Here is a 15884-nt window from a genome sequence, read left to right as displayed (position 1 = left end):
CTCCAGAACCGCCGCCACCACCGTGACCACCGCCTCCGGAACCGCCGCCACCGCCGTGACCGCCACCGCCTCCACCGCCGCTGCCGCCGTCTTTGGCATACACGCTGGAGAAACTGCCGATGTAATCGGGCACCAGAACAGTCGATGCAGACAAGACCCCGCCTATTGCCAGAGCCAACAAACATTTCTTGAGCAGCATGATGCACCTCCGCTTGGAGTTGCGTCGTCACCTCCATATCGAACGCAATGTCCAGTGAGTTCCCGGCCGCCCATTGGAGCGGCCAGCCAACCGGCACAGCCATAAATCTGCAGTATTAACGAGCCACTGCGGTTTCCGTACGATCCCTCAGAGCCAGCCGGCATCGAAACGTGGGAAATATTCCCACATCACTTAGATTAGTCCTGTCAGCCCAAGTGTCAACGACCAGACATCAGGTCCAGGGCACGCGCTGAGCAATTGACCAAAAACAGACAGAGGACGCAGCAATAACCAATGAGTAGCTATGCTTGGTTTGTTGCCAGGCTCTCTTGGCAACATCGTGAAAGGAGGTGTTTGAAATGCAACTCATCACGTTGAAAATCGAAAAGCCGGATGCGACGAACTTCATTCTGGGTCAGACGCACTTCATCAAATCTGTCGAGGACATCCACGAAGCGCTGGTCAATACCGTGCCAGGGATCCAGTTTGGCGTGGCCTTTTGTGAAGCCTCTGGCCAATGCCTGGTGCGATGGTCTGGCACCAATAGCTCAATGATTGAACTGGCACAGAAGAATGCGAAAGCCATCGCCGCAGGCCATAGCTTCATCATCTTCCTGGGTGACGGTTTCTATCCGCTGAACGTGTTGAACACCATCAAAATGGTTCCAGAGGTATGCCGTATTTTTTGTGCAACAGCCAATCCAACCGAAGTGATTCTCGCCGAGACGCAGCAAGGGCGAGCAATCCTGGGCGTAGTGGATGGCTTTTGTGCCAATGACATCGAAGGTGATGAAGACATTCTGTGGCGCAAGAACTTGCTGCGGCAGATTGGCTACAAGCTGTGAATTGCAGGGCGAGCATTTCGCCAAAGATTTTCCTTTGGCTTCATTTTCTCTGTGCCAGAGTGCTTTTCTGCGATTTGCCCATCACGACCTGGCACCAGGACTTATGCCATACCAACGGCGAAAGGCCCGACTGAAGTTTGATACCTCTCGATACCCCACTCGTTCAGCCACTTCGCTCACTGTCAGCTCAGGGTTCGAGAGCAAATCGCGCGCTACGTACCGTCGTTGAATTTCAACAATAGCGTTGAATGTCCAGCCTTCGCGCTGTAATGCCCGATGCAATGTGCGCGAGGTTATGTGCAAACGTTCGGCGGTTTGATCCAGGCCAGGCGCGTGCGCCAGATCAGCCAGCACGATGTTGGCCACCGCTTCAAGCACCGATTCACGGCTGGTTTGCGTCGCATAATTCTTCAACGAGTTCGCCAGGGCATTGCAGACGGCCGGACTGCCGGCTGGGCGTGGCTCACGCAAAGCATCCATGTCCAGAACCACCTCATCGCGTGGGGCATCGAACTGCACCAGGTCTGCGGCAAGGTTCAGCCAGGGCTCCGGGTTTTCTGGTCGCGGACGCCGAAGGCGTAATTCGCGAATGGCATTGGTGGTACCCGGCAAACCTTTAAGGTGCTGGATTTGCAGCGCGCCCCAGAAATCCAGTTCTTCAACTGCTGGCAACAAGGCATGACCGGGTAGCAAGGCAACGTGCAACAGCCCATTTTTTTCCTCGATGTGTAATGCCATGTGCCCGGTCCACAGTGGCCAGTAGCGCGACAACTCTTCCAGCGACGCAAACCGGCTGGGCATCAGTTGCATCAGATAGGCCAGACCAAGCATCTGTCCCGGATCACTCTGGCGAGCGGCGGCAAGGCCGATGGCTGGATCACCACTGAGTTCGCGTGCCACTTCCCAGAAGCGTCGGGCAAGAAACGCCGGCAGGCGCACATGGGGCTGGCGCAGGCTGGTCAAACTCACGCCCCAGTCGGCTTGCAATCGCTGCAAGTCCAGACCGCGAGTCTCCAGTTCCTGCACCCCCGAGTTGATTATGCAGACGCATAACGACGGTCTATTTCGATGTGAAGGGAAACGATTTGTCGGCCAATGATTAACGTTTTTCAAGCAAACCCTCCCATCGTTGTCGTCCAGGCGGAGCAGCGTTTTGCACCGTCGCAAGCGCGACATAGTACGGACCTGGCAGCCAACCGCCAGCTCAATGCGCGCTTCAACACACTCACCAATACAACAAAAACAGGTGATTTAGCGCATGAAACGACTCGCCCTTTCTCGCAATCCCACACCGCGCCGATCACGGTTGCGCCCAAGCCTGTCAGTGGCAGGTATCACCTTGGCCACATTGACCGGCCCACTGGCCGCCCAGGCCAGTACCTGGCAAGTGAATGACGACTGGAGCCTGACCAGTAACACCACACTGACCCTGGGCAGCAGTTGGGCCCTGCGCAACGCCGATCCGGATCAACTGACCGTCGCCGATGCCCGGTCAATCGGCAAACGTGGCGCAGGCATCAACTATAACGCCGATGATGGCAAGCTCAACTTCGACAAGGGCGACGCGATCTCGCAGATTTTCAAGGGGCTCACAGAATTCGATCTGAACGATGGCGAACAAGGCGCCTTCGTGCGCGTGAAGTACTGGTATGACCATGCCTATGAAACCGGCAACGGCGATTTCACCCGGTTCGATGACAGTGGCTGGCAAGACCTTGCAAAATTTCAGGGCTTCGAAGTGCTGGATCTTTATGCATGGAAGAACTTCGAGATCAACGATCACCAACTCAACGTCAAACTGGGCAAGCAGGTTTTGTCCTGGGGCGAAGCGCTGTTCCTGCAAAATGGCATCAACGCCATCAACCCGTTGGATGCCTCAGCGTTCAACCGCCCTGGCGTGGAGCTCAAGGAAGGCCAGTTGCCGGTCGAGATGCTCAGTTTCAACTATGACCTGGCCGACAGCCTGAGCCTCGAGGGGTTCTATCAATACAACTTCCGGCCCTCGGTACTGGACGGCTGCGGCACCTTCTTCTCAGTCAGTGACAACACTCAGGAAGGGTGTCAGATGACTCAGGTCATCGTGAATCCAACCGGCAACCTGACCACTGCGCAGGCGATCCGCGCGCGCGCCTACGAGAGCCGTGGCCCGACTGACTGGCCAAAGGATGGCGGGCAATATGGCCTGGCCCTGCACAAGACGCTTGAATCACTCAATGATGCCGAGCTGGGTCTTTACTACGCCAACTACCACAGCCGCACACCGAGCCTGAACGGGTCAGTGCGCACCAGCCTGGCCGCCGGAACGTTGCCTACCGGCACGTACAACACTGTCTACCCGCAAGACATCCGCCTGTTCGGCATAAGCCTCAACGGTGTGGTCGGCAGCACGGCCGTATTCAGCGAACTGAGCTACCGACCCAACCAACCGCTGTCCTACAACGCCTCCGATGTGGTGGCGGCCATCGCCGGTGCCGGTGCCAGCACGCCGATTTTCGACGGTGTCGCACCGGCACTCGGCAGCGAGGTGCAAGGCTACAAGCGCAAGAAAGTCTGGCAATACAGCCTGGGGGCTACCGACAACATCAGCAACGTGCTGGGTGCCCAGAAACTCACCTGGGCCGCGGAAGCCGGTGCCAACTGGATCGACGACATCAATCTGGAGGAAGAACGCCTGGGCCGCGCCAGTGTGTTCGGTCGGGTGCAGAACAACGGGGCAGCCTGCTTCGTGCCTGCGGTCGGTGGCTTGAGTGCCGCACAAGCGGCCGAAAAGAACGCCGACTTCTGCAACACCCACGGCTTCACCACCGGTTTCTCCTGGGGCTATCGCCTACGGGCGGCACTGGCATTCGAAAGCCTGATTCCGGCCACGGTAGTGACACCCTCGCTGAACTTTCGACATGACGTAGAGGGCTACGGCCCTAACTTCCAGGAGGGGCAAATGGCCGCCGGTGCGGCGCTGACCTTCGACTACCGGAACAACTACTCGCTGGAGTTGGCTTACAACGACTTCTTCGGCACCAACAAATTCTCCACCCTCGATGACCGCGACTTCGCCTCGGTCACCCTCAAGGCCAGTTTCTGATGATGAACCTAACCATGACCGGATTTCCTTTCGCCCTTTCCCTGATCACCGTGTTGTGCTGCAGCCCGGCACTGGCCAAACAGAGCGATGCCACTCGACTGGACAACACCTTGACGCCCATCGGAGCCGAACGCGGCGCCAATGCCGACGGCAGTATTCCGGCCTGGAGTGGCGGCCTCAAACCCGGTGCCGCAGCCGTCAGCAGCGACGGTAACTACGCCGACCCGTTTGCCGGGGAGAAGCCTCTGTACACCGTCGACAAGAGCAACCTGGCGCAATACAAGCCCCAGCTCAGTCCCGGTCAGCAGGCCATGTTTTCCCGCTATCCCGAATACCACATGCGGGTGTTTGCGACCCACCGTACCGCGCGCCTGCCGCAGAAGTACCAGGAGCAAACCCGCGCCAACCTGGCCACGGTGTCCCTCGAAGAAGGTGGCTATGGCCTCAAAGGCTACCAGTTCGGCGTTCCGTTTCCCGAACCGACCGATGCCCTCGAAGTGTTGTGGAACCACCTGACACGTTTCCGTGGCGGTGCCGTTCGGCGCGAGTTCGCCTCGGCCGTCGTGCAGGCACGGGGCGACTCCACGGTGGTCACATACGATGCGATGAGCGCCTTTCGCGAGAACGTCACAGACATTGAACCGGACGCCAACGTGCTGTTTTTCAACCGGGTGTTGACCCTGACACCCTCGCGTTACTCCGGCGAAGTGACCCTGATCCAGGAACCGCTGAACCAGATCACCGAACCGCGTGCGGCCTGGCAGTACATCCCGGGTCAGCGTCGCGTGCGTCGCGCGCCTACAGTGGCCTATGACAGTAGCGCACGCTACAGCTTCGGCCAGGTGGTGTCCGATAGCGTAGACGGCTACAACGGTGCCCCGGATCGCTACGACTGGAAGCTGATCGGCAAGCAGGAAATGCTGGTCGGTTACAACGCCTTCCAATTGGCCAACAAGGCACTCAAGTACGCCGACATTCTCAAGCCTGGCTACCTCAATCCGGATCTGGTGCGCTATGAAAAACACCGCGTCTGGGTGATCGAGGCGTCTCTCAAGCCCACTGCCCGGCACGTCTATGCCAAGCGTCGCTTTTACATCGATGAGGACTCCTGGCAAATCATGGCCTCGGACATCTACGACAGCCGCGGCGAGTTGTGGCGCAACTACGAGGCGTACTTGACCCAGCAGCATGACATCGAGCTGCCGATCACTGCGGTGGAGGCTACCTATGACCTGATCTCCGGCGGTTATGCGACCAACTACATGACCAACGAAGTACCGAAGAAAATGGACGTCGGTTTCACCACGCAAAAAGCCGAGTTCACTCCAGCCCAACTCAAGCGCCTGGGCAAGTAAGCCCGCCAGGCTCCCCCGCCTGCTCATCGCTTCGTATTCAAGGACACGCTGATGGACGATTTGAACGATGTAACCGAACTGTTCGAGCAACGCCGGCACCTGCTCAAAGGCTTTGCCGTCGCCGGTCTGATCGGTGGTCTGGGCGCCCTATTGCCTGGTGCGCGCCTGCTGGCCGCCGACAATCGAGAGGAACAGGCCTACCAGTTGGGGCTCGCCGCATACGTGTATGGCTACCCACTGATTTACTTCGCCCGCCTGCGTTACAAGCGAATGATGGAAGGCGATCCGATGGTCGGTGAAAAGCACCGCTATGGCGCCTTTATTCACCGCCGGCAGACGGTGACTCCGGCAGTGCCGGGCATGCCGCAGACCGATACCCTCTACTCCAACTTCTGGGGTGACCTGCGGCAGGAGCCACTGCTGCTGCGCATTCCGGCGATTGCCTCGCGATACTGGAGCGTTCAGCTGTGTGACCTGTTTGGCGTAGGCTTTGGTGTACCCAATCACCGGGAGTTGACTGGCGAGACACTGATCGCGATGGTCGGCCCGCAATGGCAGGGCACGCTGCCAAGTGAAGTGGCCAAGGTTTACCGGGCGCCTTCGCCGTTGGTGTTCGGCGTGTTGCGCCTGTACTTCACTGACGAGGCGGATCGCCAGCAAGTGATCGCGCTTCAGGAGCACTTCAAGCTGTGCCCATTGAGCGCGTACGGTCAACCCGACTGGCAAGCGCCGCCTGCCCAGGTCTTCCAACCGACAGACGTGCAAGCGGACGCGTTGGCCGACTTCAAGACCTTGCAGCTGATGTTGCGAGAATGCCCGCCCCCGCAACATGACGGCAGCCTGCTGTCGACATTTACCACCATTGGCCTGGGCGCCAGCCAGCCATCAGACTTTTCCACACTCGACGAGGACATTCTCCGAGGTCTGTTGCGGGCCGAAATCGATGGTCGCGCCAGGGTGACTGCCACCACCAAAAACCTGCCCGGCAATCTGTCGAGCAATGGCTGGTTGTACCCGCTCAAGCACATAGGCACGTATGGCGACGACTTCCGCTATCGGGCTGGCATGGCCTTGCTGGGTACCGTGGCATTGCCCATCAGCGAAACCATCTATCTGATGTACCAGAAGGATACGACTGGCCACTTGCTCGACGGCAGTGCCCGTTATCGCGTGACATTCCCCGCCGGCAAACTGCCCGAGGCTCGGGCGTTCTGGTCCATCCACCTGTACCGCTACGAAGGCTATACGGTGATCCCCAATCCGTTGAACCGGTATTCCGTGGGCAGCCGTTCGCACTTATTGCCGTCCCCCGACGGTTCGATCACCCTGTACCTGCAAGCCAATGATCCGGGCGATGATAAAACCGCGAACTGGCTGCCGACCGAGGCCGGCAAGCCGTTCCTGATGATTTTGCGGGGTTATGAACCTACAGGTGATTTTGCTGCCCTGACCTGGCCAGGCCCCTTCGTTAGCCGCGCCTGACTTTGATTGCTGCTCAGCCACATCGACGCTTGGGGCCATGCCCCCTTGAACCGCCCCGGACTTAAGCGTCGGGGCGTTTTTTTTCGCGCCTTGCACAACCCGGGACCGCCAGCCATCCTGTGTCATTCACTTTCGATTGCGCCAAAGCCATGAGCCATGCCACAGCCGCCTCCCCAACGCTGGCCCAGTCAACATTGGCCACAGTGGTCAGTGCTATCGCCGGCACACTGCGGGGTGCCTACGCAATCGATCCGGAGCCTGTGCTGTTGAGTGTCGGTATCGACCCTGCGGTGATGCTCGACAGCGAGCTGCGACTAACGATGACGACACTCAGTCCGCTCTGGCTTCGCTGTGTCGAGTTGACCGGTGATGAAGCGTTTGGCTTGCGCGTGGCCCGGTACTTTCAGCCCGCACAGTTCTATGGCATTGACCTGGCACTCTGTACCAGCGCCACCTTTGGCGAGGCCTTGCAGCGCCATGTACAGATTATTCGCGTGTTGACCACTATCGCACTGCCTCAACTCTCGATAGATGCCAATGGAGACTGTCGCCTGGAAATCCGTCGGCACGGGCCGCAACGCCCTACCGATGCTGCACTCGACTGCTTCTTCCAGGCTTTTTGCATTCGCCTGTTCGAGCGTCAGACCGGCTTGCACGCGCGGCAGTTACTACGTCGCCTGGAATTGCCCCGCCCTCCTCCCAAGGACCCTACGCCCTGGCGGGCACTGGGATTGCCGGTAACGTTTGGCTGTGCCTGTGGTGCGATGGTTTTCAAGTTTGAAAGCCTGGCAATGCCCCTGCCCGGAGCCAATCCGCATCTGCTGGCTCAATTGGAACAACCCATCCTGCGATATCTGGCGCAACTTGGACTACCGCTGCCCCCCAGCGCGCTACGTTCGCGCCTGGCCGACATGCTCACCGAAACTCCCGATGTCCAGCAACTGGCGACCGAGCTGGACATCTGCCCGAAGTTGCTGCGTCGCAACTTGACAAGCCAGGGCCTGACCTTCAGCCAGTTACTCGATCAGGCACGCGAGGCTCAAGCGCTGGTGCTTCTGGCCAATCCGGCACTGAGTCTGGAACAGGTTGCCAGCAAACTGGGATTCAGTAGCACCAGCAGTCTGGTGCGCGCTTTTCGACGATGGCAAAACAACACACCCATGGCCTATCGACGCCAGGCGCTTGGTTAGTTCACAAAGCTCAAAGGTGCCCATGAGCAGCGCCAAGCGTGAGTGCATTTACCTGAGCTTGAAAACTCAGCACACTTAAACGGCCCAAGGACTTTGGGCTTGCGCACATACACAGGACGTTTTTATGCAACTCAAGCACCCATTCATTCGCACCACGCTTGCCGCATCCCTGATGCTTACACTAGGCCAGGCACCGTTCGCTGAACCGGCAACATACAAAATGACCACGCCCATTCCAACCGAGATCCAGACGCCAGACAGCGTCGATACGTCGATTGGTGAACTGAAGTTCTTCGATGGCGTACCCACCAGGGAGACCTCCAGGAAACTCTACGACCACCTGGACTTTCTGCGTGGTGTCGAAGTCTTTCTGAACGGCATTCCTGGCGCTTCCATGGTGGCGATCCGTACCGGATTGCGAGAAGTCGGCGCGGAAAATGGCACTGTCGGGATCTTTGAAAACCTGATGGATTCACGGTTGCTGTTTCTGACCGCCAATACCGAGACTATTTACTTCTGGAGCTGGCTGGACCTCAAAGATGGTCCGCTCATTGTCGAAACCCCGCCCAATATCCTCGGGGTCATCGACGACTTCTGGTTCCGTTATGTAGTCGACCTGGGTAACGCGGGTCCGGATAAAGGCAAGGGCGGCAAGTATGTACTCGTCCCGCCAGGCTATGAGGGCAAGTTGCCTGAGGGGTATTTCGTGGTGAAGTCCCCCACCTACGGGAACCTGCTGTTTGGCCGTGCATTCATGGAGAACGGTGATACCAGGCCAGGTGTAGCGAGCCTGAAAAAAGGTCTGCGCGTTTATCCACTGACGTCGCTCAAGTCGCCACCGCAAACCAGGTTCATCAGCCTCTCCGGCAAACAGATGAATACCATCCACGCCAATACCTTCAAGTTCTATGAAGAGCTGAACCAGATCGTCCAGGAAGAACCTGCAGGTGCCTACGGTCCGGACATGACCGGGCTCATGGCCGCCATCGGGATGCAGAAAGGCAAACCATTCGAGCCTGATGCACGCATGAAAAAAATCCTGACTGACTCGGTCGCTGTCGGGAATGCCACGGCACGCTCAATCGATTTCGATAACCGCAATCCCATGGCGCTGATCTATCCCGACCGTCACTGGACCACTCCGTTCATTGGCGGCAGTTATGAGTGGTTGAATGACGGCGCCCGAAATTTCGATGCGCGCACCATGTTTTTCTATGCGGCCACGGTCAATACCCCTGCGATGGCCATCGCCATGCCAGGTATCGGCTCGCAATACACGGCAGCCAACTTCGACAATGAAGGCAACCCTTTTGATGGTGCGAAAACCTATCGGTTAAGAGTACCGGCCAATGTCCCCGCCAAAGACTTTTGGTCAGTCGTGCTGTATGACACCCAGACCCGCTCGATGCTCCAGACAGACACCCAGTTCCCAAGCTTGAGCAGTGCCAAGGGCCTGAAAGCCAACGTCGACGGATCGGTTGATCTCTATTTTGCGCCGAGCAAACCGGCCAACGCCGAAAACTGGATTCAAACCATACCGGGCAAAAGCTGGATGACCATCTTCCGCCTGTACGGTCCACTGAAACCCTGGTTCGATAAGAGCTGGCAATTGAATGACATTGAACCGGTCAAGCAATAGCCAAACGAGCGGCTCACGAAAGCTTGTCGGGCACAAAGCCCATGGGGAGCACCTGATGTGGTCGCTCCCCCTGAAAATGAATCGCGCGCACGCATGCTTAACCGGCCCATCTACGCGGCGCGTAATGCCCGACGCAAGAGCGGCTCACACCGTCCCAAGACGCTGGCCTGTCCAGCCTCATGATGTAACGAATCAAGTCAAAATGTTTACCTGCAGAGCAGATCCTTATACGATGAACTCCGTTTCTACTGCTCTCCGTCGGGCCTGAGCAGGCCTTGGTTATTATGCATGACAAAGCGACTTAACAAATTGTGCTCTATGGCCACGCAAGATTTTGCGCAAAAAACATTCAAGAACTGTATACAGGTTCAATCATTCGTATAACCAAATACAAAAACATTGAGCACCTGAACGATGAACAACCCTGATTTACTGGCCGAAAGCTCCAAAGCCTTCAGCATAGTTATAGTAAATTACAAAACACCAGAAATTACCAAGATATGCCTGGACTTATTGCACCAGCATTTTGGCAGCAACAGCGTCCCGGTATGGGTGGTTGACAACTATTCCGCCGATGAGAGCACTGAGTACTTACGAACTCTTGACTGGATCAATTTGATCGAGCGCTCTGTTTCCGCACCAGAAGCGGGCCATATTGCACATGGCAAGGCACTTGACCTGGTTCTGGAACGAATTGACACCGATTATTTATTCCTGATGCACACCGATACATTTGTTTTCGACAAGAATGTTTTTCCGATGATGCTGAATAAATGCTTGAAAAATCCAAAGGTCGCGGCCGTCGGTTGTGTCGAGCAATTAAACCGCGGTACCACGCGATCTGTCTGGCGCTATAGCTCACGACTGTTCAAACATCACTTCAGACGTCTGAAAATCTCCATGGGATTACGTTCCAGAGAACCAAAACCGTACAAAGAAGTCTATTTGAAAAGTTTCTGCACGCTATGGAACTGCAAACTTGTCAAACAGCACAATATGCACTTTTCGATGGATGATCGAGTGCCAGGCTATACACTCCAGGACCGCATGATCGAGCTGGGTTATGTCGTAGAAATGTTATCACCGGGTAAAATCTTCAGTTATCTGGATCACATTCAGGCCGGCACTGTCGCAGCGGCTGGCGGCTATGATAAAACTCATAGACGAACCAAAATGTACAACAACATCCTTAAGCGTCTGAACAAGGACGACAGAAAAAATTAAGCTACGAACAGACGCAACGAGCAGTGCGTTCAACGCTGTTTCAAGTCACCCAAAAGTCGTTTTATCAAGTTACTGGAGCGGTAATGGCACCCATCACTCAAGCACTACCTATCACCCTGTCCCCGGAGCTTGATTTCGACCAAAATGCCGCCAGCGCCTTTGGTGCCTCGTTGACCGGCAGCTATGTTCAGGCTACGCCATTTCCGCACATAGTCATCGACAACTTCTTGCACGAAGACCTGATTGCGAGCATCTGCTCGCACTTCCCGGTCGAGCCAACCAACAACGAAATGCTCTACGAGCGCGGCTATAAAGGTCAACGCAAACGTCAAATCAGCCCCAACGAATGCGACGCCTATTTGAAGACTGTTTTCAACGCCTTTAACTCGGCCCCCATGTTGCAGTTTCTTGAAAAGCTCACAGGCATCGAGGGATTGATACCCGACCCCTACTTTAGCGGTGGCGGCCTGCATGAAACGAAAAGCGGTGGTTTCCTGGGGGTGCACTCGGACTTCAGGCTCAACAAAAAGCTTAATGTCGAGCGCAGACTGAACATCATCATTTATCTGAATGAAGACTGGCAGGAGGAATACGGCGGCAACCTGGAACTTTGGGATGTCGGCATGAAGACCTGCCTTAAGAAAGTCCTGCCCATTTACAATCGCTGTGTCATTTTCAACACAGACAAGGACAGCAATCATGGGCACCCGGAGCCTTTAACCACTCCGGAGCACATCACCCGCAGGTCTATCGCGCTTTATTACTACACTGCGGGAACCATGGCGATCGATCCGGCACAAAGAAACAAGACCCACTACAAACCAAGGCCCAAGGATCGTTTAAGCCTGAAGTACTACATCAATAAACTGATCAAGAAGAAAAACTGAACTGCAAAGCGCCCGGAAACGGACAATGGCGTCATACCGCGGACCAGCAGGAATTGTCCCGGTATGTCGATACCGAACAGGGCGCGCAGCAGGTAACGGCCAGGAATCAGTAAACGTGGCTGAGCAACAGTCCGGCCTCACCATCCGGGCTGGCGTCAGAAAATCCCTTGACGGCATACAACTGAAACTTCCATTCCTGATTGAGCTTGTGCGTGAGGAAAAGTGTGATTTCCTTGATCTCGTCGCCCGTGGAAACAACCTTCTGCCGCCAGTCGTAGGACACGCCCGCCGTGGTGCGCGCGAACACGGGCATGGCGAAGCCCAGACCGGCGAATATCGGGTTGTCGAAGTCGGAGCCCGACGGGTCACCGAACTTTTTCCAGCCCAGGGTAGCGAACCCGGTCACGGGACCGAAGGCTTTGGCAACATCGACCTGGGCGGAATAGTCGGTTTTGCCGGTGCCCAGGCACTTGTCTTCGTCGGCGGTGGGCAACTTGACCTTGCCGATCAGGTCCACGAACAGCCCGCTAACGCTGCCGTCGAGTACGGCATAGTCGGCACCGGCAACGGTGTCGCCCAGACCACTTTCCACCTTGCCGCAACCGCCAGGCAGCGGCTCGCCGTCAGGGCCGACCGAAGGATTGGTGATGCGTAGCCAGGGCACAGTGAGCTTATAGGTCATGGGACCGGTTTCGTACCTGCCCACCAGCGGGACGTACCAGGTTTCGGACGTAGTACCGGTGCCATAGTCGCCTCGCGAGTAGTCGGTTCCGATTGAGGTCGTGAAGGTATCGGCCAAGGCCGGCAAGGCCAGGCTGGCAAGCCAACCGACGAGCAGGATGCGCTTGGGGTCCATGTTCACCTCGTGTCTGGCGTCATCGAAGTTCACACGCATGTTTTGTTGCGTGACTTACCCAGCCTAGTTACTTATGACGAAAGTGCATCATGGCTGCACTGTTTAACCCGACCTGCCGGAGTGATCGATTTTCTCAACCGGCTCAACCTTCTCGACTTTTTCTACCTTCTCAACTTTTTCTGGCCGATCAACCTTCTCTACCTTCTCTGGCCGATCAACTTTCTCGACTTTCTCCGGACGTTCTACCTTCTCTACTTTCTCTACCCGCTCTACCCTCTCCACTCTCTCGACTTTGCCGGATTGATCGACCTTCTCGACTCGCTCTGACTTGCCAGACTTGTCCACGTCAACGCGCTCTATATTGTCGCCACCGCCATGACTGTCACTGCCCCCGTGGCTAGTATCGTCGATGACACTGCCCGCGCTCTCGGAGCGACCGCTCCTGTCACTGCCCGAGTTCCCCGAATCCCCCGAACTGCCAGAGTTGCCAGAGCCGCTCGAGTTGCCCGAGCCACTTGAGTTGTCGGTGTCTTGCTCGCTGGAACCGAGTCGTCCGTGCCGGTTACTTGTTGGCGAATCGGAGCGCTCGCGAGGCAATTCGATACGCGTTGCCTGCACCTCCCGCGCGCCGGTGAACACGCCGTTGATCCGCACGCGTCGATCCAGCGTCAGCTGCGAAGCCTGCACACCGACAAACACGGTGTCGCGTGCCAGCGTCACATTAAAGCCACCCACCACCAAATGGCGGTCCTGCCGGCTCTGTACCAGGCCCTCGATCACCGCATTGTGTGCCCGGCCAATGAAAGGCAGGCTCGGATCGGGGCGGCTTTGGTTCACGTCCAGTTCGCGACCGGACCAGTGGCCGCGCACCAGCATTTCCTGCGCCGGGCCTGGGTGATTGCTGAGTTTGATTCCCTGGAGATAGCCGCTGCGATCCACCGGGCCGATGGCACTGGCCTCCTTGAGGCCGGGCGCCCGGTCGATACGGCTGGCCACCACTTCGCCACGAGCATCGCGCAGCCCGCTGACCCGTACGGGATCACCCAGGCGCAGACCGGCAGTGACCTGGGCACCGTTGGCCAGGCGTACCGGTTGCCCCATGACGCGCATGGGCATGGAATCGCGTGGCAGGGCTGTCAAAGGGCCTTCGTAGGCGTGCAGGATAGAAATGCGCCCAGCCTCCAGACCGCGCCGGGAGTTGAACGCTTCCACGGCAACCACTTGGCCTATCGCCAGGCTGGTACTGGAGGTGGCAATGCCGTTCTCGTTGACCGGAACGTTTTTGTTGAAGTGCACTTCCACGCCATTGACGCAGATCGAGGCAAACCCGGTGATGGTGCCGACAATGCCGGTGCCACCGATTCCTCCGTTATCGTTGCTGATGCCCGTACCACCCACGCCGCCTGCAACGGCACCAGTGCCGCCAATGCCGCCAGGGCGTTTTTTCAGCGGTGCGCCGGTACCGCCGATCCCGCCGTTGTCGGTGTCGATGCCGGTACCGCCCATGCCGCCTGGCGCTGCGCCCGTACCGCCGGTACCTCCCGGCGCCTGGATGACCGGCACTTCGCTGATGCCCGCGTCATTCTGGCTGACACAGGCTGGGGCGGCTTGCAGCACAATCGGAAGCCCGAGGCCCAGAGCGAGGGCGATTGCACGAATCAGGCGCAATTTGACGGTCATGATTCAGGAGCTTTTGGCGAATTGGGATCGGAAGCTTCAGTGTAGAAGTAAAGGCCGACCGTGATGCGCTGACGCGGTTCAAGGCTGGGCAGATCCCGAAATTCCAGTTCGGCGGCGAGTCGATTGAAGCTCAACAGGGCCTGCATTCCCTCGCTGGCCACGGCCTCGCGCAACGCCTCGACGCTCATCGGGGCCAGTGCGTCATAGTGGACGCTACGTTCAAAAAAGGCCGGGCCTTCGCTGCTCAGATTGTGTACCGCAGCGCAGGCATGATCGTGCAGGTTATGCCCCAGGTAAGCGGTTTTCTCATCGAAGCCCTTTTGTGGCACGAAGGCCTGGGCTTCAAGGTGCACACGCTCCTGTTCGTCGAGGCGCACGACCCCCAGGCGCAGCCATTCGTCCAACACCACCCGCGCCCTGATATCGGTGCTGACCTTCGCTACCAAGGCGTCAAAGGAACGGTCGCCGCCGACACTGGCCAATCGAGGCAGTGGCAGTGGCTGGCCGGCGTCGTTGCAGAAAGGCGCGCGGGCCCAGGCGTTGACCAGTTGCGCACCGAACGTGATGTTTTCCGGAAGCGTGGAAGCAGCCGGGTCGCCGGTATTGCGCAAGCGCCGTACATCCTTGCGATGCACACCGGTGAGCAGGCTGATGCGGCTGTCGCTCGGTGCCTTCTCGCCCAGGCGGAACTCACGGTCCGCCACTTCGACGAAAACCTCCTTGAGCAGGTCGGCAAATACCAGGTAGGTGACGCCTTTGCGCAGCATCAGGCGCACCAGCGGCTGCATGACATGCCGCAAGGCTTTGAGGAGCGAGGTGGGCAACGTGGACGATTGCATTCAGCGAATTCCTGGATAGATAACCCCAGTATAGCCATGTGGGAAATAATCCCATGAACCCACGTGCGTATTTTTTGCCGCGCCTCATGCAAAACCGGTCCCCAGGGTTTTGCATGAGCCACTAAACGCTTCAGATCCGGCTGTTGTCGTCGCCGGGTTAGCCGCCGGCATGGACGCCGCGGTCATCACCCGGCTCACCGCCAACGTCGACACCGCGGTCATCACCCGGCTCACCGCCGACGTGGACACCGTGGTCATCACCAGGCTCGCCGCCAACGTGGACGCCGTGGTCATCACCAGGCTCGCCGCCAACGTGGACGCCGTGGTCGTCACCGGCCTCGCCGCGGGCGTGATTGCCGTGGTCGTCACCCGCTTCCGCATGGGTACCACCGCGACCGGAATTCGCGCTTCCTGGACCGGAATTACCTGAATTGCCATGGTCGCCGCTGCTGTGACCGCTGTTGCCACCGCTTCCACTGTTACCGCCGTGGCCACTGTTGCCGCCATTCCCGCTGTTACCGCCGTGGCCACTATTGCCGCCATTCCCGCTGTTACCGCCATGACCACCGCTGCCGCCACCGCCGCTTCCGCCGCCGTTTCCACCAC

General features: G+C 57.8%; 13 protein-coding genes and 1 pseudogene. 8 read left to right on the top strand and 6 right to left on the bottom strand.

The annotated features are described in order from the left end of the window. Positions 1–199: pseudogene (locus KGB07_RS25280) on the bottom strand (hypothetical protein); the annotation flags it as partial. A gap of 359 nt (positions 200–558) precedes the next feature. Here KGB07_RS25280 and KGB07_RS25275 point away from each other — a divergent pair. After that, a complete protein-coding gene (locus KGB07_RS25275; protein WP_223466853.1) occupies positions 559–1044 on the top strand; it encodes an adenosine-specific kinase in 486 nt (161 codons plus the stop codon). Between the two features lie 81 nt (positions 1045–1125). On the opposite strand, the gene KGB07_RS25270 is transcribed toward KGB07_RS25275, so the two are convergent. Continuing rightward, a complete protein-coding gene (locus KGB07_RS25270) occupies positions 1126–2157 on the bottom strand; it encodes a helix-turn-helix transcriptional regulator (RefSeq protein WP_223466852.1) in 1032 nt (343 codons plus the stop codon). Between the two features lie 145 nt (positions 2158–2302). On the opposite strand from KGB07_RS25270, the gene KGB07_RS25265 reads away from it, so the two are divergent. From KGB07_RS25265 to KGB07_RS25235, 7 genes are all read left to right on the top strand, one after another. After that, entirely contained in the window at positions 2303–4126 is a 1824-nt protein-coding gene (locus KGB07_RS25265) for a DUF1302 domain-containing protein (protein ID WP_317850414.1), read from the top strand. A gap of 14 nt (positions 4127–4140) precedes the next feature. Continuing rightward, complete coding sequence (locus tag KGB07_RS25260; RefSeq protein ID WP_223466848.1) at positions 4141–5481, top strand: DUF1329 domain-containing protein; 1341 nt, start codon at positions 4141–4143, stop codon at positions 5479–5481. A 51-nt stretch (positions 5482–5532) separates the two neighbouring features. Beyond that, on the top strand, positions 5533–6963 hold the full coding sequence (locus KGB07_RS25255) for a DUF1254 domain-containing protein (RefSeq protein WP_046040439.1): 1431 nt from the start codon (positions 5533–5535) through the stop codon (positions 6961–6963). 149 nt (positions 6964–7112) lie between these two features. Next, positions 7113–8153, top strand: coding sequence for an AraC family transcriptional regulator (locus KGB07_RS25250; RefSeq protein ID WP_185754772.1), 1041 nt, complete (start codon positions 7113–7115; stop codon positions 8151–8153). Between the two features lie 124 nt (positions 8154–8277). After that, positions 8278–9792, top strand: a complete 1515-nt coding sequence (locus KGB07_RS25245; protein ID WP_223466846.1) for a DUF1254 domain-containing protein — start codon at positions 8278–8280, stop codon at positions 9790–9792. Between the two features lie 414 nt (positions 9793–10206). Then, positions 10207–11016, top strand: coding sequence for a glycosyltransferase (locus tag KGB07_RS25240; protein WP_046040437.1), 810 nt, complete (start codon positions 10207–10209; stop codon positions 11014–11016). A gap of 83 nt (positions 11017–11099) precedes the next feature. Continuing rightward, complete coding sequence (locus tag KGB07_RS25235; RefSeq protein WP_046040435.1) at positions 11100–11903, top strand: 2OG-Fe(II) oxygenase; 804 nt, start codon at positions 11100–11102, stop codon at positions 11901–11903. A 106-nt stretch (positions 11904–12009) separates the two neighbouring features. Here the strand turns inward: KGB07_RS25235 and KGB07_RS25230 are convergent, their stop codons facing one another. The 4 genes from KGB07_RS25230 to KGB07_RS25215 all read right to left on the bottom strand — a co-directional run. Continuing rightward, a complete protein-coding gene (locus KGB07_RS25230; protein WP_223466844.1) occupies positions 12010–12759 on the bottom strand; it encodes a hypothetical protein in 750 nt (249 codons plus the stop codon). Positions 12760–12861: 102 nt separating this feature from the next. After that, positions 12862–14439, bottom strand: coding sequence for a DUF5666 domain-containing protein (locus KGB07_RS25225; protein WP_223466843.1), 1578 nt, complete (start codon positions 14437–14439; stop codon positions 12862–12864). Next, positions 14436–15278: a DUF6502 family protein gene (locus tag KGB07_RS25220; protein ID WP_046040433.1), complete on the bottom strand. Its 843-nt coding sequence runs from the start codon at positions 15276–15278 to the stop codon at positions 14436–14438. The genes KGB07_RS25225 and KGB07_RS25220 overlap by 4 nt, the downstream gene beginning before the upstream one ends. A gap of 157 nt (positions 15279–15435) precedes the next feature. Next, positions 15436–15884: hypothetical protein (locus KGB07_RS25215; protein WP_223466841.1), on the bottom strand; the 449-nt coding region annotated here is incomplete at its 5' end.

Source organism: Pseudomonas sp. GL-RE-26 (genome assembly GCF_019956275.1).
In the GTDB taxonomy this organism is placed as follows: Bacteria; Pseudomonadota; Gammaproteobacteria; order Pseudomonadales; family Pseudomonadaceae; genus Aquipseudomonas; species Aquipseudomonas grandcourensis.
Note: the sequence above shows the minus strand (reverse complement) of the source record. Positions and strands in the feature narration are given on the sequence as shown.